Origin of the sequence: Leifsonia sp. EB41 (genome assembly GCF_041262565.1) — a bacterium.
GTDB lineage: Bacteria > Actinomycetota > Actinomycetes > Actinomycetales > Microbacteriaceae > Leifsonia.
In genome coordinates, this window is sequence record NZ_JBGCCJ010000001.1 from 3,637,360 (window position 1) to 3,653,671 (window position 16,312).

Annotated in this window: 18 protein-coding genes; 8 read left to right on the forward strand and 10 right to left on the reverse strand. The window is 71.2% G+C overall.

Annotated features, from left to right (window positions below; genetic code table 11):
• Both ABH923_RS17940 and ABH923_RS17945 read right to left on the reverse strand, forming a co-directional pair.
• Entirely contained in the window at nt 1–249 is a 249-nt protein-coding gene (locus ABH923_RS17940) for a DUF6457 domain-containing protein (RefSeq protein ID WP_370056752.1), read from the reverse strand.
• Complete coding sequence (locus ABH923_RS17945) at nt 249–818, reverse strand: molybdenum cofactor guanylyltransferase (RefSeq protein WP_370056753.1); 570 nt, start codon at nt 816–818, stop codon at nt 249–251. The genes ABH923_RS17940 and ABH923_RS17945 overlap by 1 nt, the downstream gene beginning before the upstream one ends.
• 78 nt (nt 819–896) lie before the next feature.
• On the opposite strand from ABH923_RS17945, the gene ABH923_RS17950 reads away from it, so the two are divergent.
• The gene (locus ABH923_RS17950) at nt 897–1,133 is read left to right on the forward strand and encodes a PLD nuclease N-terminal domain-containing protein (protein ID WP_370056754.1); all 237 of its coding nucleotides are present in this window, start codon (nt 897–899) and stop codon (nt 1,131–1,133) included.
• Here ABH923_RS17950 and ABH923_RS17955 read toward each other — a convergent pair.
• Nucleotides 1,130–1,666: a DUF2510 domain-containing protein gene (locus ABH923_RS17955; RefSeq protein WP_370056755.1), complete on the reverse strand. Its 537-nt coding sequence runs from the start codon at nt 1,664–1,666 to the stop codon at nt 1,130–1,132. The two genes, ABH923_RS17950 and ABH923_RS17955, sit on opposite strands and share 4 nt — an antisense overlap.
• A 216-nt stretch (nt 1,667–1,882) precedes the next feature.
• Here ABH923_RS17955 and ABH923_RS17960 point away from each other — a divergent pair, with 216 nt between their 5' ends.
• Both ABH923_RS17960 and ABH923_RS17965 read left to right on the forward strand, forming a co-directional pair.
• Entirely contained in the window at nt 1,883–2,479 is a 597-nt protein-coding gene (locus tag ABH923_RS17960; protein ID WP_370056756.1) for a PadR family transcriptional regulator, read from the forward strand.
• A gap of 4 nt (nt 2,480–2,483) precedes the next feature.
• On the forward strand, nt 2,484–4,250 hold the full coding sequence (locus tag ABH923_RS17965) for an ABC1 kinase family protein (RefSeq protein WP_370056757.1): 1,767 nt from the start codon (nt 2,484–2,486) through the stop codon (nt 4,248–4,250).
• A gap of 84 nt (nt 4,251–4,334) precedes the next feature.
• Here ABH923_RS17965 and ABH923_RS17970 read toward each other — a convergent pair whose 3' ends face one another.
• Nucleotides 4,335–5,180, reverse strand: a complete 846-nt coding sequence (locus ABH923_RS17970; RefSeq protein WP_370056758.1) for an SDR family NAD(P)-dependent oxidoreductase — start codon at nt 5,178–5,180, stop codon at nt 4,335–4,337.
• A 108-nt stretch (nt 5,181–5,288) separates the two neighbouring features.
• Between ABH923_RS17970 and ABH923_RS17975 the strand changes: the two genes are divergently transcribed.
• Complete coding sequence (locus ABH923_RS17975) at nt 5,289–7,625, forward strand: glycoside hydrolase family 5 protein (protein ID WP_370056759.1); 2,337 nt, start codon at nt 5,289–5,291, stop codon at nt 7,623–7,625.
• Between the two features lie 17 nt (nt 7,626–7,642).
• Here ABH923_RS17975 and ABH923_RS17980 read toward each other — a convergent pair whose 3' ends face one another.
• Complete coding sequence (locus tag ABH923_RS17980; protein ID WP_370056760.1) at nt 7,643–7,936, reverse strand: hypothetical protein; 294 nt, start codon at nt 7,934–7,936, stop codon at nt 7,643–7,645.
• A 189-nt stretch (nt 7,937–8,125) separates the two neighbouring features.
• On the opposite strand from ABH923_RS17980, the gene ABH923_RS17985 reads away from it, so the two are divergent.
• Nucleotides 8,126–8,398, forward strand: a complete 273-nt coding sequence (locus ABH923_RS17985; protein ID WP_370056761.1) for a hypothetical protein — start codon at nt 8,126–8,128, stop codon at nt 8,396–8,398.
• A gap of 5 nt (nt 8,399–8,403) precedes the next feature.
• Here ABH923_RS17985 and ABH923_RS17990 read toward each other — a convergent pair whose 3' ends face one another.
• From ABH923_RS17990 to ABH923_RS18005, 4 genes are read right to left on the reverse strand one after another with little or no spacing between them, the layout of a single operon-like run.
• Complete coding sequence (locus ABH923_RS17990) at nt 8,404–8,694, reverse strand: hypothetical protein (protein WP_370056762.1); 291 nt, start codon at nt 8,692–8,694, stop codon at nt 8,404–8,406.
• Nucleotides 8,695–8,727: 33 nt separating this feature from the next.
• Nucleotides 8,728–8,925, reverse strand: coding sequence for a hypothetical protein (locus ABH923_RS17995; protein WP_370056763.1), 198 nt, complete (start codon nt 8,923–8,925; stop codon nt 8,728–8,730).
• A gap of 56 nt (nt 8,926–8,981) precedes the next feature.
• Nucleotides 8,982–10,334: a M20/M25/M40 family metallo-hydrolase gene (locus ABH923_RS18000; RefSeq protein WP_370056764.1), complete on the reverse strand. Its 1,353-nt coding sequence runs from the start codon at nt 10,332–10,334 to the stop codon at nt 8,982–8,984.
• A gap of 23 nt (nt 10,335–10,357) precedes the next feature.
• Nucleotides 10,358–11,839: an anaerobic C4-dicarboxylate transporter family protein gene (locus ABH923_RS18005; protein WP_370056765.1), complete on the reverse strand. Its 1,482-nt coding sequence runs from the start codon at nt 11,837–11,839 to the stop codon at nt 10,358–10,360.
• A gap of 216 nt (nt 11,840–12,055) precedes the next feature.
• Between ABH923_RS18005 and ABH923_RS18010 the strand changes: the two genes are divergently transcribed.
• Together ABH923_RS18010 and ABH923_RS18015 are read left to right on the forward strand one after the other, a co-directional pair.
• Nucleotides 12,056–12,436: an SHOCT domain-containing protein gene (locus tag ABH923_RS18010; protein WP_370056766.1), complete on the forward strand. Its 381-nt coding sequence runs from the start codon at nt 12,056–12,058 to the stop codon at nt 12,434–12,436.
• A 102-nt stretch (nt 12,437–12,538) separates the two neighbouring features.
• Nucleotides 12,539–13,831 carry an APC family permease gene (locus ABH923_RS18015; protein WP_370056768.1) on the forward strand — a complete coding sequence of 431 codons (1,293 nt, stop codon included), beginning with the start codon at nt 12,539–12,541 and terminating at the stop codon, nt 13,829–13,831.
• Between the two features lie 16 nt (nt 13,832–13,847).
• On the opposite strand, the gene ABH923_RS18020 is transcribed toward ABH923_RS18015, so the two are convergent.
• Nucleotides 13,848–14,522, reverse strand: a complete 675-nt coding sequence (locus ABH923_RS18020) for a TetR/AcrR family transcriptional regulator (protein WP_370056769.1) — start codon at nt 14,520–14,522, stop codon at nt 13,848–13,850.
• A gap of 107 nt (nt 14,523–14,629) precedes the next feature.
• Here ABH923_RS18020 and ABH923_RS18025 point away from each other — a divergent pair, with 107 nt between their 5' ends.
• Nucleotides 14,630–16,312: an amidohydrolase gene (locus ABH923_RS18025; RefSeq protein ID WP_370056770.1), complete on the forward strand. Its 1,683-nt coding sequence runs from the start codon at nt 14,630–14,632 to the stop codon at nt 16,310–16,312.

Sequence of the window (16,312 nt, forward strand, 5' to 3'; positions counted from 1 at the left end):
TCAGCCCTCGTCGCCCTGCGCGGCCTCCGCGATCGCCACCCGCAGCTCGCGAGCGACATCTTCCAGCGACCGCCCCGACCCGACGGCCAGGCCGGCGATGTAGGCCGTGAGCGGCGCCGCCGGCCGGGTCACCCCGTGGGCGGCATCCCGGGCGAGGTCGAGCAGCGCGGACACATCGCCCGGCTCGAGACTCACCCCGAGTCGCCGCGCGGCAGCTCCTGCCCAGGCGTCGAGTTCCTGCGGTTCCATCAGTGCTCCTTCACTCGTTCGAGGTCGTGCCGTTCGTCGATGTCCGCGACCGCGTCGCGGTGGGCGCGGACGGTCGGAAGGCCGAGGTGGCCGATCAGTGCGCGGGCGGGCCGCCCGGCGGTGCCGCCGGTGGCCTCCAGCTCATCGAGCTGCGTCCGGAGCGCCGCGACCGGGACGCGCGCGAGCAGCCACTGCGCATTGCCGTCCTGGTCGGCGAGCACGCCCGACTCGATGGCGTGCAGCGCGGCGACGGCGAGGGCCGGTCGTGCAAGATCTGCCGAGACGATGAGCGTCTCGGTGGTCGTCTCAGGCAGCGCCGCGACGCCCGCCGCGATGCCGGCGCACGGCCCGCCCCACCGCGGATACTCGGACACGGTCACGACCCCGCGCGGCACGGTCTCGTTGGTCGCGGACACCAGGACGACCGTCGCGCAGCCGCTGACAGCCTCCATCGTCCGCTGCAGCAGTGTGCGGCCGTCGATCTCGGCCAGCAGCTTGTCGCTGCCGAAACGCGACGAGCGGCCGCCGGCGATGACGATGGCGGCGGGCGGCGGGGGAGGGAGAGCCACGGGGTCCAGCCTGCCACGGTCGGGGTGGGGGTGCGAGTCGCCGGAGCCGTTTCCCTACCGTTCGGTATTGTTCTGGACATGCTCTCTGGACTCACCGGTTGGCACGTGATGGTCGTGCTGTCGTTCTGGATCGTGCCGTTCGTGCTGTGGCTGATCGCGATCGTGCAGATCGCGAAGTCGAAGGCCGCGGCCGGGCCGGTGGTCGCGTGGGTGGTGCTCGTGACGCTGATCCCGGTCGTGGGCGCGATCGTGTGGTTCGCGATCGGGCGGCGGTCGCTGCGCGACAGCGGTTCGGCGGGCGGGGCGGCGGGCTAGCCGCTCACGCGGGGCAGGATGACCTGGCTGATGTAGTACAGCATCCACAGCACGAAGAACGCGGCGCCGATGCAGCCCAGGACGAGTCCGGCCGTGGCCCGACCGCGGCCGGAGTCCGCGATGCCGGCTCGCTCCATCTGCTCGGCCGTGGTGCGCGACTGCGCGCCGAACGTGATCGCGAGGATCGACGGCAGCGCGAACGGGTTGATGACCAGGCAGATGATCCCCCAGACGAGCGCCCGGGTCGCCTTGCTGTTCTTCGGGGGAACGGCGACGACGTACTGCGGGCCCGCGTACGGGGACTGCGACTGAAGGGGAACGTACCCGTTCGGATCGCGATACGAGGTCTGGAAGTCGGCTGCCTGCGAAGCGACCCCGTAGCCGGCCGCCTGGCTGCCGGCGCCGGCGAAGGGCGACGTGCTGACCGGCGCGGGCTCGTGCGGGGCGGTGTGCTCCGTCCACGCAGCGCCGTCCCAGTAGCGGACGATTCCCGGGGAGACAGGGTCGGCGTACCAGCCGGCGGGAGGGTTCATGGGGGTGCCTTTCCTGTCTCGGTTCAGACCGCGAGGCAGGTGCGGGGGGTCTTTCTCGGGTCGGGTGAGAGCAGACTACCGAGAAGCCGACCGTTCGGTTTGGAATCGCCCCTGGATTGGGGTGAGTGTGCGCTGAGAACCCTCCCGAATCCGCCCTGAACGATATATCGTTAACTATCGTTACCGACTCACCCGATCCTTATCAGGAGGCACATCATGAGCGGAACATTCACCGGTGGTGGCGGCTGGGGCAACATGAATGCCGACGGTCTCTTCCAGGCGTTCGACCAGCTCCGGTCGCAGTTCGAGAAGAAGGTCGGCACGCGGATGGGGCGCGGCGACGTCCGTTCCGCCGTGCTCGCGCTGCTGGCCGAGAAGCCCATGCACGGGTACCAGATCATCCGGGAGATCGAGGAGCGCAGCGGCGGGAGCTGGAAGCCGTCCGCCGGGTCCGTGTATCCGACCCTCCAGCTGCTGGCCGACGAGGGGCTCATCACGGCCGAGGAGTCCAACGGGCGCAAGACGTATGCGCTCACCGAGGAGGGCAAGGCAGCGGCCGAGGAGGCCGGCCCTGCCCCGTGGGCGCCTGAGGAGAAGAGCGAGACCACGAGCCCGCCCTGGGGTCCGGGCAACTGGAGCGGCGGGCACAACCCGTTCGACTCCGAGCTTCCGAAGGCCGGCATGGCGCTCGCGCAGGCCGCCGCCCAGGTGCGGCGCACGGGAACGCCCGAGCAGGTGAAGGAGGCCGCCGCGGTCCTCGACGAGGCGCGACGGAAGCTGTACTCGATCCTCGCCCAGGACGCCCAGGACTGAGCGGGTGGCGGCGCCCGACGCGGCCGGATCAGGCGCGACGACGACACCAGGCACGAACACCAGGACAGCAGCAGTAGCGGGCTCCGGCAACACCAGGGCCCGCTACCGCCGCATCCTGCGGTTCGCCGCGGCCAACCTCATCCACATCTGGTGGTACGACCTCTTCCTTCCTCGCATCGGGCTGGGCCGCTTCAGTGAGCGCGGGCGGACCAAGCGGCTCACCGCGTTCGCGCGGCGGTTCCACGACCTCGCCGTCGAGCTCGGCGGGCTCATGATCAAGGTCGGGCAGTTCATGTCGTCGCGGCTCGACGTCCTCCCTCCGGAGATCACGAAAGAGCTCGAAGGGCTGCAGGACGAGGTGCCCGCGGTCCCGTTCGACGCCATCAGGCGGCTCGCGGAGGCGGAGCTCGGGATGCCGCTGGAGCGCGTCTTCGACAGCATCGACCCGGTTCCCGTCGCGGCGGCCTCCCTCGGGCAGGCGCACCGGGCGCGGCTCGCGGAGCAGGACAGAAGCGACACCGGGCTCGACACGGTCGTGGTCAAGGTGCAGCGGCCGGGCATCGACGCGATCGTCGACGTCGACCTCGCCGCGCTGCGGCGAGTGGGCGGCTGGCTGAAGCGGGTGCGCGTGGTGGCCGACCGGGTGGACATGCCGGCGCTGGTGGAGGAGTTCGCGGCGACGAGCCTGGAGGAGATCGACTACCTCCACGAGGCCAGGAGCGCGGCGCGGTTCGCGGAGGACTTCACCCACGACCCGCGCGTGGCGGTCCCGGAGGTCGTCTGGGAGCGCACCACGCGCCGCGTGCTCACGCTCGAGGACGTGACGGCGATCAAGATCACCGATGTGCAGGCGCTGCGAGCCGCAGGCATCGACCCGGCGCACGTGGCGCCGGTGTTCGCCTCCGTGATGTTCGACCAGCTCTTCACGAACGGGTTCTTCCACGCCGACCCGCACCCGGGCAACATCTTCGTCACGCCCGATCCCGCGCTCGCCGCCGACGGGATGGACGTGACCACCGCGCACCCGTGGAAGCTGACGTTCATCGACTTCGGGATGATGGGGGAGGTCCCCGAGGGAACGCGGCGCGGCCTCCGCAAGCTGCTCATCGCGGCGGCGGGGCGCGACGGCAAGGGGCTCGTGGACGCGATGCGCGACGTCGGGGTGCTGCTGCCGACCTCCGACACGTCCGAGCTCGAGCGGGCGATGACCCAGCTCTTCGCGCGGTTCGGCGGGATGGGGTTCGCGCAGCTCCGGGAGGTCGACCAGCGGGAGTTCCGCGACTTCGCCATCCAGTTCGGCGACGTGATCCGGTCGCTGCCGTTCCAGCTTCCGGAGCACTTCCTCCTCATCGTGCGGGCGATGTCGCTGACCTCCGGGGTGAGCAGCGCGCTCGACCCGGAGTTCAACCTGTGGGACTCGATCGAGCCCTACGCGACGCAGCTGCTGCGCGACGAGAGCGGCAACATCGTGCAGGACGCGCTGAAGGAGGCCGCCTCGATCGCGGGCGTGGCCGTCCGGCTGCCGAAACGGCTCGACGGGCTGGTCAACCGCATCGAGGAGGGCAACTTCTCGGTGAAGACACCCGCGCTCGACCAGCGGATCGGGCGGCTCGAACGCGTCACCCGGCGGCTGATCGCGGCGGTGCTGTTCAGCGGGTTCCTGGTCGCGGGTGCCGTGCTGCTGCCGACGGTGCTGCCGTTCGGCATCGTGCTGATGAGCGTCTCGGCGGTGCCGTTGGTCTACGTGCTCGTGGGCGGTCGCCGGCACTAGCCCGCAGCGCCGAGGGGCACGTAAACGCCCCTAAAACCGTGCTTTAAGGGCGTTTACGTGCCCCTCGACAGTGGTAAGTGCGGGTCAGGCGGTGGTGACCCAGTGGCGAGTGACCGCCTGGACGTGGGCGCCGTCGAGGTCGGCGAGCTTGACGCCAGCGAAGCGGCGCGCCGCCTCCGAGGTCTGCACCCGCGCGGGAGGCTCGGCGGCGGTCAGCGTCTCCACGATCACCTCGGCCACGCCCTCCGGGGTCTGCGCCGCGGCCGGGTCGAACGCGGCGGCGGTGCGGGCGAGGTACGCGTTCAGTGCGCCCTCGTACGGCGTCCCCGCCACGGCCGGCGGCTCCTGCGCCTGCACGCTCGCGACGAACTCGGTCGTCACGGCGCCGGGCTCGACCACGCTCACGCGGACGCCGACGGTCGCGGCGACCGGGGTCAGCGACTCCATGAAGCCCTCGACGGCGAACTTCGCGGCGCAGTAGGCCTCGTTGAACGGCTGGCCCACAACGCCGCCGACGCTGGAGACGGTGACGACGCGGCCGCCGCTCTCGCGCAGCAGGGGCAGGGCGGCCTTGGTGACGGCGACGACGCCGAAGAAGTTGACCTCCATTACGGCGCGCACGTCGTCGACGGACTCCAGCTCCACCGTCCCGAGATGCCCGGAGCCGGCGTTGTTGAGGAGGGCGTCGAGGCGGCCGTAGGTCGACCGGATGTGGTCGAGGCAGGCCTCGATGGAGGCGGGCGACGTCACATCCAGCGGCTGCAGGTCGAGCGAGACGCCGGCGGCATCCGCTGCCGCCTGCAGCGCGGATGCCTTGCCGAGGTCGCGCATCGTGGCCACGACGGTGAAGCCGTGGCGGGCGGCGGCGACCGCGGTCGCGAGGCCGATGCCGGAGGACGTTCCGGAGACGAGCAGAATCGATTCGGTCACGGTTTCATCCTCCCACCCCGCGCAACTTGACACTGAGTGCCAAATAAAGGATTCTGTGCTGGCTGCCAACGTCGGCATGCGCCTGAAGCCTTGACACGATGGAGTGCCATGAAGTCGGTCCGCCGTCCCCTTGTCGCGGTCTCCGCCGCGCTGGTCCTGGTCGTCCTCCAGGCCGTCCTCGACCCGACCGGGCTGCTCGCGCTGGTCGGCTGGTCGGGGGCGCAGCCCTCCGCGGCTGCGGGCGTCTGGCCGTTCGCCCCTTATCTGGTCTTCCTCCCCGTCCTGCTCGGGATGACGTGGTGGACGGCGCTCCGCGCCGGCGAGCGGTACTGGACGCTGGTGGCGGGGATCGTGCTGGCGGTCCTGCTCGCGCAGGCGGCGGCCGCGCTCGTGATGACGTGGAACCTCGCGGTCAGCGCGTGGGCGGCGGGCTACGTGACGGCGAAGGCAGTGCCCGCCGCCCTTCTCGTGGCGGCTTTCGCACGGTGGTTCGGCGGCCCGACCCGACGGGTCGTGCACCGCTGCGGGCCGCCGTGGATCCCTGCCGCGCTCGTCGCCGCGGCAGCCCCGCTGCTCGCGGGCGTGTGGTGGACGAGTCCTGCCTACGCTCCCGGCGTCCCGGTGGCGCGCCCCGACCACGGGCCGCTGTCGGTGATCCTCGCCGTGCTGCTGATCGCGTTCGCGACGGTGCTGTGCCTGAACTGGATGCGGCGGCGCGTCCCCGGCGTCCTTGGCGGCTGGCTTGCCGCGCTGGTCGCGGGCGGGCTGGTCGGGGTCGTGCAGGCGGTCGTCGCGTTCGCGGTCGACGGCGGGCTGAACGGCGACCTGTGGCCCGGGATGGCCGCCTACGTGGCGATCGCCGACGGACTCTCGTTCGGAGCGTGCGTCGGCTGGGTGGCGGGCGTCGGCGCGCTGGTCGTGGAGCGCATCCCGGCCGCGGGCCGCGTGCGCGTGGCTCAGGCGACGGCTGCGGCGATCGTCGTGATCGGCGTCGTGGTCGCGCTGGCCGTGCCATCGGCGGCGCCGGCGTCTGCGGCCGGTGCGAGGGCGGGTGAGGCTCCGGCCGGCTTCCTCCGCGCCTCCGGCCGGGTCATCACGGACGGCCGCGGCGACCAGGTGCTGCTGCGCGGCGTCAACGTCAACCAGCTCGTCGACTTCTACCAGCCGACGAAGGGCGTGCCGGCGACCCGCCCGCTCACGGAGGCCGACTTCGCGGGGATCGCGTCGCAAGGCTTCGACGTGGTGCGGCTGAATCTGTCCTGGTCGGCGCTCGAACCGCAGCGCGGGGGGCTGTCGAGCAGCTACCTCCACACGATCGAGCAGGCCGTCGGCTGGGCCCGCGCGCACGGGATCTACATCGTGCTCGACATGCACCAGGACGGCTGGTGGAAGGGTGCGACCACCGCCGGGACGGACTGCCGGCCCGGCACCGACCCAATGTGGGGCTACGACGGCGCACCGGCCTGGGCGACCCTCACCGACGGCGCGCCGCGCTGCCAGTTCACCGGGCGCGACATCTCGCCGGCCGGCGACCGGGCGTTCCAGAACTTCTACTTCGACACCGATGGCGTGCAGTCGGCGCTCGTCGCCACGTGGGGGAAGCTGGCGGCCGTGTTCCGCGACGACCCGACGGTCGCGGGCTACGACCTCCTGAACGAGCCGGGCTTCGGCGAGACCGCGCCGGTCACCACGTCGTACCTGCTCGGCCGGTTCTACGACCGGGCGATCGGGGCGATCCGCGCGGCCGGGTCGCAGCAGCTCGTGGTCGTGGAGCCGAGCATCCTCTGGTCGGGGCTCGGCTTCGACAGCGGGCCGACGCCCGGTTTCACGTCCGACCGCAACATCGTGTTCTCGCCGCACCTCTACGCGGAGTCGATCACGATGGACCGCTCGCTCGGCCTCCCGCCGATCGTCGGGCTGGACCGGCAGTTCACGCTCGCCCAGCGGGTCGCCGACGAGTACGGGGCGCCGCTCTGGTCGGGGGAGTACGGCTACTGGGGCGACACCGCCGATGTGGACGCGCGCCTGGCCCGCTACGCGAAGGCGGAGGACGCGAACCGGCTCGGCAGCGCCTACTGGGTGTGGAAGCAGGCCTGCGGCGACCCGCAGAACGGCATCGGCAAGACCGGGGACGGCCTGATGGTGCAGGACTGCGCGACGGGAGGCGACGCCCCGCAGCGCGACGACCTCCTGCGCCTGCTCGGCCGCGCCTACCCGCGCTCGGCGCCGGGGACGGTGACGATGCTGACGGCGAACGGCGCAGACCTCCAGCTGGCCGGGTCGACGCAGAGCGCGAGCTGCGGGCTGGTGGTCTGGGTGCCGGGCACGGCGCGGCCGCACGTGCGCTCGACCGGGCTCACGAAGGTGCAGACGAGCGCGGCGCCGGGCGGCTGGCTGGTGAGCGGCTGCACCGCGTCCCGCTACACGCTCAACACGAACGGCTGAGGTTCGGCGTCAGCCGCTCACCGCTCCGGCAGGGTCACCCGCTCCCCGTCCCTGGTGAACCCGCGGGTGGCCTCGTCGTAGGTCGTGTGCGACCGTTTCGGCGACGAGTCGGCCGGCGGCGGCACGTCGGCGTGTTCGAGTGCGCGCAGGACGAGCGTCTCCACGAGGTGGGACGCCGTGGTGTGGCGGTGCAGTGCGATCCGGACGAGCGCGGCGTACTCCGGCTCGCTCAGGTGCAACTTGAGTGGGATGCCCCCGGGGATGGTGCCGGGGCCGAGGGCGGTGGGGCCGGTGGCGTTGGCTTCGCTCATGTTCGGATTGTGCCTCCAACGGCACGGCCTTGGCTATTCCCGGGATTTTGTCCCCCGGGCGAGGGGGCACGACGTCTTGCCGCGCTCGCGACGGCTGGTGCATCATGCGGCCACACGGTTCGGGGAGGTGCCGATGGCTAAGGCGCGGCGTCCTGGCTGTGCTGCGATGACGACTTTCGGGGGTGGGTCATGGACGAGGCACACGACATGTTCGTGGCCGTCCTCCTCTACCCGGACGACTCCGCGGAGAGCATCAGCAGGCGGCTCCCGATCGTGGGTGCGGGGCCTCCCGCGGTGATCAGAGCGGCGGCCGCGTTCGAGGGCGCCGCGGCGGTCGACGTGTTCCGCCTGGTGGACGCCAGCGCGTGGCCGGAGGCGGCGGCGTACCTCTACGAGGGGACGGTTCCGGGAACCCTGGAGGACGGCGACGGCGTCGAGCAGATGTCGACGCCCGACGACTGAGCGCGCTACCTGGTGTACTCGTACACGACCGCCGACCAGTGGTTCCCCAGCTCGTCCCAGGCCGAGTCGTCCATGTACGCCAGCCGGAACTGCAGGTTGAGCACCGGCCCCAGCACCTCCAGCACGTCGGGACGGAACGGCATCTCCGGGGGCAGCCCGATCCCGAAGCTGTGGATGACGCTGTCGTCGGCGGCGCGCAGCCACACGCCCCAGCCGCGGTCGAGCGGCATCGCGACCACGCGGAAGACGTGCGCGGGGTCGTAGTCGGCGGGGAGCGCGTCCGGGAGGTCGGTCATGGGAACAAAATACACAGACGCCGTTCGACGCGCCTACGACGGCACCCTCGCTTTCCCCACCGGATCCGCCGCCACGGCGTCGACCTCCCGCGCCCGCCGCACCTCCGCCACCCCTGCGCAGAAGGCGCACAGCGCGGCCGAGATCAGCACCACCAGCGCGTCCACCAGCCGCACCGTGCTGAGCGCGGGGCCGGGGGTCGTCGCGAGGGCGACCAGGGCGACGAGTGCCACCGCTCCAGCGAACCTGGCGAGCTCCCGCATCGACCGTCCCCGCGTCCCGTGCCGGCCTACATCGCGGCCGAGAGCTTCCGGATGAAGAGGGTCTGGGTGACGATGATCCGCTCGATCTCGTCCGGGTCGACCGACTCGTCGGAGGCGTGGATGCGCGACTGCTTCGTGTCCTCGGCGCCCCACAGCAGGATCGCCGCGTCCGGCGAGACCTTCTTCAGGGAGGCGACCAGCGGGATGGAGGCGCCGCTGCCGATCGACTCGACGTCGCGGCCGTAGGCCTCCCGCATCGCGTCCATCGCGGCAGGGATGGCCGGGTGGCTCTCGTCGACCCGGAACGCGTGCCCGACCTTCACCTTCTCCACCTCGACGACGCAGTTCCACGGCCGCTGCGACCGCAGGTGCGCCATCAGCGCCTCCAACTGGGCGTCGCCGTCCGAACCCGGGATGATGCGCATCGACAGCTTCGCCGTGACCGACGGCAGCAGCACATTCGACGCCTCGGCGGTGTTCGGGAGGTCCATCCCGAGCACCGTCACCGAGGGCTTCATCCAGATCCGGTCGGCCAAAGAGCCGGTGCCCAGGAAGTCGACACCGGGGAGGATGGCCGATCCTTCCCGGTACACCGGCTCGTCCATCGCAGCCCCGTCCCAGCGACCCGAGTCGACGCCGGGGATCACCGTGTCGCCGTTCTCGTCGTGCAGGGTGTCGAGGATGCGGATCATCGCCGTCATCGCGTCCGGCGCCGCGCCGCCGAACTCGCCGGAGTGGACAGGGTTGGCGAGCGTGCGCACGGTGACCGTGCAGGCCACGTCGCCGCGCAGCGCCACGGTGAGGCCGGGTCGGCCGACCTCCTGGCCGCCGATGTCGGCGATCACAGCGGCATCGCAGGCGAACAGCTCGGGATGGTCCTCCACGAACGCCTCCAGATGCGAGATGGTCTCCTCCTCGCCCTCCGAGAGCAGGATGACGCGGCAGGGGCGGTGGGCGCCGAGCAGCTTCAGCGTGGCGTAGTTGGCGACCAGGCCCGACTTGTCGTCGGCGGCGCCGCGGCCGTAGATGCGGCCGTTCTCCTTGCGGGTCGGCTCCCACGGCGCGCTGGACCAGCCCTGGCTCTCCGGCGCCGGCTGCACGTCGTAGTGCGCGTACAGCAGGACGGTGGGCGAGCCGTCGGGGCCGGGCAGGTCGGCGTACACGCAGGGGTAGCCTCCCGGCACGTCGAGCAGGCGGACGCCCTCCGCGCCCGCCGCCGCGAACAGGTCGACCACCGCCTGACCCATGCGGTGCACGGGCTCCGGGTCGAAGCCGGGGAAGGCGACGGACGGGATGCGCACCAGCGCGTCGAGCCGATCGAGTACGTCGGGCAGCAGCTCCTTCGCGGCTGCCGTCACGTCGGCTGCGGGGTCGGTCATGGTGTCTCCTCCGGGAGCGGCGGTCAGTGGACGACGAGCTGGATCAGGAGGCCGGAGGCCACGACGGCGACCCACGAGACCAGCATCGGGATGGTGAAGGAGTGCCAGATCGGCACCTGCGTCAGCTTGGTCGACCCGGTTCTGTCGGTCTCCACCGACGCGATCTGCGAGCCGTTGGCCGGGAACAGCCAGACGCCGATCAGCGACGGCCACATCGCGGTGATCACCCCGGGGGCCAGCCCGGCGGTCAGCGCGATCGGGATGAGCGTGTTGGTGGTCGCCGACTGGCTGGTCGTCAGACCGCAGACGATGAACAGCGCCACGGCCAGCAGCAGCGGGTTCGCCTGGATGAGCTCGCCGAGCGGCTTGATGATCGTCTCCTCGTTGGCGGAGATGAAGGTGTCGGCCATCCACGCGATGCCGAACAGGGCGACGGCCGCCACGTAGCCGGCCCGCAGCAGCGGCTGCTCGACCACCGCCGACGGCTTCACCCTGCGGACGAGGATAATGACGAGGGCGACGGTGAACATCACCATCTCGATCACGATCGCCATCGCGAGCGGCTGCGGCTTGCCCTCCGCGTCCGGGAAGGCCGGGCGCAGGGACGGGAACAGGCCGAGCAGCACCACGAGCAGCGTGCCGACGACGAAGATCCACGCGGCGGTCCGGCCTCCCGGCGGGACCGGGTGCTCGATCGTGGAGGCCTCCTCCTTCGAGAGCCGGCCGGCCCCGCGCGGCGGCTTGGTGGCGACGGCGGCGGGAGCGGCGCCGGGGGTGCCGGCCCCCTCCTCGCCCGCGGTCGCCGCTGCGGGCGCCGCCAGGCCGACCTGCTGCTCGTACCGGCGCTCCAGCGCGGCGGGGACCTCCACCGTCCCGGCCTCCACGCGCTTCAGGAATACCGGGTCGCTGAGCAGCTCCTTGCCGACCCGCTGCTGCACGAACGAGGTCACGATGCACGCCACGATCGCCGACGGGATGGTGATGGCCAGCACCTGCGGGAGGCCGAAACCCTTCGACTCCATCAGCACCAGGTAGGCGGCCATCGCCGCGGACACCGGGCTCGCCGTGATGCCGAGGCCCGACGTGACGGTGGAGGCCGCGAGCGCCTTCTCGGGCCGCTGGCCGTTGCGGTACGCGGTCTCGTAGATGACCGGGATGAGCGCGAAGAAGATGTTCGACGTGCCGGAGAGCACGGTGAAGACGAAGGCGACGAGCGGCGCCACGTAGGTGAGGCGTCTCGGGTTGCGCTGGATGATCTTCGATGCGATCGACACCAGGTAGTCGATGCCGCCGGCGGCCTGCATCGCGCTGGACGCGGTGATCACGGCGATGATGATGAAGAAGGCGTCGATCGGCGGCGACCCGGGCGGCAGCCGGAAGACGAACACGAGGATCGCGGTGCCGACGACCCCCCACAGGCCCAGGCCGATCCCGCCGGTCCTGACCCCCAGCACGATCGCGCCGATGACGACGCACCCCTCGATGATGACCAAGGCGATTTCCATGATCGGCCTCCCCGACGCCGTCTGCCCCAATGCCGTCTGCCCGTCCGGCCACAGGATGCATCACCCTGGCTGGGATGGGAATAGGGGAATCGGGCGAATGTCTCGGATTCCGAACATTTCGAAAGGCGCGAAAACCGGGTGTAGCCAGAGGTGTCCAGGCGGGGTTACATTCCGGTCGCCGGTCAGAGGGCCGGCGCTCGAGGGGAGGAAAACGAAATGAGCAACTTCTGGAGTACCGTCTGGCTGTTCTTCTGGTGCTTCGCCTTCGTCGCGTACCTGTTCGCGCTGTTCGCGATCATCGGCGACCTGTTCCGCGATCAGAAGCTCAACGGCTGGTGGAAGGCGGTCTGGATCATCTTCCTGATCTTCGTGCCGTTCCTCACCGCGCTGATCTACCTCATCGCCCGTGGCCGCGGGATGGCAGAGCGCAACATGAAGGAGGCCGTCGACACGCAGGCGGCGGTCGACGCGCACATCCGCGACGTCACCTCCTCGACGAGCCCGGCGGACGAGATCGCCAAGGCGCAGGCCCTGCTGGACTCGGGCGCGATCACGCAGGACGAGTTCGCGCACCTGAAGGCGCGCGCACTGGGCTAGCGCGCACGCCGGATCACCGGCTCCGGGCGCCGCGGCGGTTCAACCCCCCGTGCGGCGGCGCCCGCGGCCGTACGCCCACGGGGAGGGGATCGGAGGTCGCGGATGAGTTCGACGTCGGGCGCCAAGCGCATGACGGTGCTGCAGGCGACCTACATCGGGGTCGGCTCGATGGTCGGGGCGGGGATCTTCGCCCTCCTGGGCGCTGCGGGCGCGGTCGCCGGCGCTGCGGTCTGGCTGTCGTTCCTGATAGCGGGGATCATCGCCTTCCTGCAGGGCTACTCGTTCGCGAAGCTCGGCTCCACGTACCCCTCCGGCGGCGGCATCCTCACGTTCCTGTCGAAAGGATTCGGGGAGGGGCACGTCGCCGGGATCGGGGCGTGGCTGTTCTTCACCGCCGGGTCGATCGTGGTCGCGATGATCGCGTCGTCGTTCGGGAGCTACGCCAGCTCGGTCGTCGCGCACGACGACCCGTTCTGGGCGAAGGTCCTCGGCGTGCTGCTCATCCTGGTGATGAGCGGGCTCAACACCATCGGCTCGACGGCGGTCGCGCGCGTGCAGTCGGTCATCGTGAGCGTCGTCCTCGTCATCCTGGTGCTGTTCGCGGTCGTCACGATCGCGAACTGGAACCCGGCCCTCCTCGCGCCGTCCGGCTATCCGGGCTGGACGCAGATCATCTCCAGCGTCGCGCTGACATTCTTCGCCTTCCTCGGCTTCGGTGTCATCACGTTCACGGCGAAGGACCTCCCGAACCCGGCGCGCCAGCTGCCGAGGGCCATCTACTTCGCGCTGCTCATCGCCACGACGGTGTACGTCGCGGTGTCGCTCGGGGTGTTCGGCACGCTCACCGCCGACGAGGTCGTGAAGTACGGGTCGACGGCGCTCGCCGAGGCAGCCAAGCCGGTGCTGGGGCAGGCCGGGTACGTGCTCATGGTGGTGACGGCGCTGTTCTCGACGACCGGCGCGGTGAACGCCGGCCTCTACCCGTCCATCGGGATGACGCAGCACCTGGCGAGCGTCGGCCAGTTCCCGCCGTTCTTCGGCCGCAAGCTCGGGCCGTTCCCGGCCGGGCTGGTCGTGATGGCGGCGCTGGCGATCATGCTGGTCTCGTTCTTCAACCTCAACGCGATCGCCTCCATCGGCAGCGCGGTCGCCCTGCTGGTGTTCTCGGCGGTGAGCGTCGGCCACCTGCGCATCCGGCACGAGACCGGCGGCAACGTCGTGGTGCTCGTCGTCGGCCTGCTGGCCACGCTCGGGACGTTCGTGATCTTCAGCACCACCACGCTCGTGAACGAGCCGAAGACGGCGTTCGCACTGCTCGGCATCCTGGTGCTGGCGGTGGTGATCGACTTCGGGTGGAAGGCCGCGGCGCGCGGGCGGAGGGCGCGGGCCGCCTGAGTTCTCGCGGCGCGGGCTAGGCCGCGGCGCGCTCGGCGGAGTCGAGGATGGCGTCCACGCCCATGCGGTAGATGTCCTCGTCGCGGAGGTCGCGGAGCTCCGCCGCGACGGAGGCGATGTGGGAGTGGGTGAGCGGGTCGACCAAGAGGGGGCCCTCGAACCAGGCGTTGCTGACGCGGGTGTCGTCGCTGGTCGTCGACGTGGTGGTGCGACCGCGGGCGATGCCGGCGGCCTCCGAGAGCACGAAGGACGCGAACAGCGCGTAGTGGCGGACCAGGTCCGAGCCGCTGAGGCCGGCCTCCGCGAAGGCGGCCAGGATGTACTCGATGGTCGCGAGCTCCGCCGGGCCGTTGGTGGTCAGGACCGTCGCCTCCAGGGAGATCGCCGGGTACTGAACGAAGGTGTCGAGCGTCGCGCGGGAGAGGGCGCGGAGGCGGTCGCGCCAGTCGCCGTCCGCGTCTGAGAGCTGCGCCAGCGCGACCGCCTGCACCTCGTCCAGCAGCGCCTTCATCAGGTCGTCCTTGCCGCGGAAGTGGCGGTAGACCGCGGTCGGGTCGACGCCGAGCGCGGTGCCGAGCGCGCGGATGGAGATCGTGGCGGTGCTCGGGCTGGAGGCGATCTCCAGGCCGGCCTTCACGATCGCGGCGCGATCGAGGCGCTTCGAGTGGTCCTGCGTCATCGCTTCAGTCACACCTTCACCCTAGCCCATGCCAACAGTCATGTCAGCAGTGTTGACATTGGTGTTGAAAGTCTTCTAGCATCGCCTCGATCCACTCGATGACGAAGGGAACCAGGGCGATGGCCGACGCAGACATGATCCTGACCGGAGGTCAGATCTTCACCGGGACAGGGCAGCCGCTTGCCGGCCATGCCGTGCTGATCGGCGACGGCCGCATCCTCGGGCTGGTGTCCGAGGCGGGGGCGGAGGCCCACCGCGGCCCGGCCACCGAGGTGGTCGACCTGCGCGGGGCGCTGCTCAGCCCCGGCTTCCAGGACGCGCACATCCACCCGGTCGGCGGCGGCGTCGAGCTGCTGCAGTGCTCGCTGGCCGACTCGGCCGACGCGGCAGACACGCTGCGCCGGGTCGCCGAGTACGCGGCGGAGCATCCCGCGACGGACGATGCGAGCGCCTGGATCCTCGGCGGCGGCTGGTCGATGGACCACTTCCCGGGCGGCGCCCCCGCGCGCGGCCTCCTCGACGCGGTGGTGGGCGACCGGCCGGTGCTCGTCGCCAGCCGCGACCACCACAGCCTGTGGGCGAGCACGGCCGCGATCCGGCTCGCCGGGCTCGACGCGAGCACGTCCGACCCGGTGGACGGGCGAATCGAGCGGGAGGCCGACGGGTTCCCGGCCGGCACGTTCCACGAGGGAGCCGGCGACCTGTTCGACGCGGTCAAGCCGGACATCGACGCCGACCTCGCCTACGCGGGACTGCTGCGCGCGCAGAGCGAGCTGCTGAAGCTCGGCGTCACCGGCTGGCAGGACGCCATGATCGGCGTCGTCGCGTCGATGCCCGCCAACCTCCCCGCTTACCGCCGCGCGCTGGAGGAGGACACCCTCATCGCACACGTCCGCGGGGCCCAGTGGTGGCTCCGCGACACCGGCGCGGAGCAGGTCGACGCGATCGTGCGGCGACGCGACGAGTTCGAGCGGCTGGGGGACGACCGCTTCACGCTCGGCACGGTCAAGATCATGGTCGACGGCGTCGCCGAGAACTTCACCGCGGCGATGAAGTCGCCGTACCTCGACGCGCACGGCCACGAGACGGCCAACTCCGGCCTGTCGTTCATCGACCCTGAGCGGCTCGCCGACTACGTCACCGAGCTCGACCGGCTCGGCTTCCAGGTGCACTTCCACGCTCTCGGCGACCGTGCCGTGCAGGAGGCCCTGGATGCCGTGGCGGCCGCGCGCGACGCCAACGGCGACAGCGACGGCCGGCACCACCTCGCCCACCTCCAGGTGGTGTCGGAGGAGGACGCCACGCGCTTCCCGGAGCTCGGCGCCGTCGCCAACCTGCAGGCGCTGTGGGCCTGCCACGAGACCCAGCTCGACGAGCTGACGCTGCCGTTCCTCCAGGACGGTCTGGAGGCCAGGCAGTACCCGTTCGGCGACCTCGACCGGGCGGGAGCCCGGCTGGCCGCCGGAAGCGACTGGCCGGTGTCGAGCGCCGACCCGATCGCCGCCATCCACATCGCCGTCAACCGCGTCTCGCCGGGATCGGACGACGCCCCGCTCGGGGGAGAGCGGCAGCGCCTCGACCTCTCCACCGCGTTCGCCGCCTACACCTCCGGCTCCGCGTACGTGAACCACCGCGACCACGACACCGGCACGATCGCTCCCGGCTACCGCGCCGACCTCGTCGTGATCGAGCCGAACCCGTTCGCCGTGCCGGCCGACCGCATCCATGAGAGCACGGTCGTCTCCACCTGGGTCGGCGGCGTGCCCGTCTACGTCCGCGACCAGGTCGCCGCGACCGCCTGA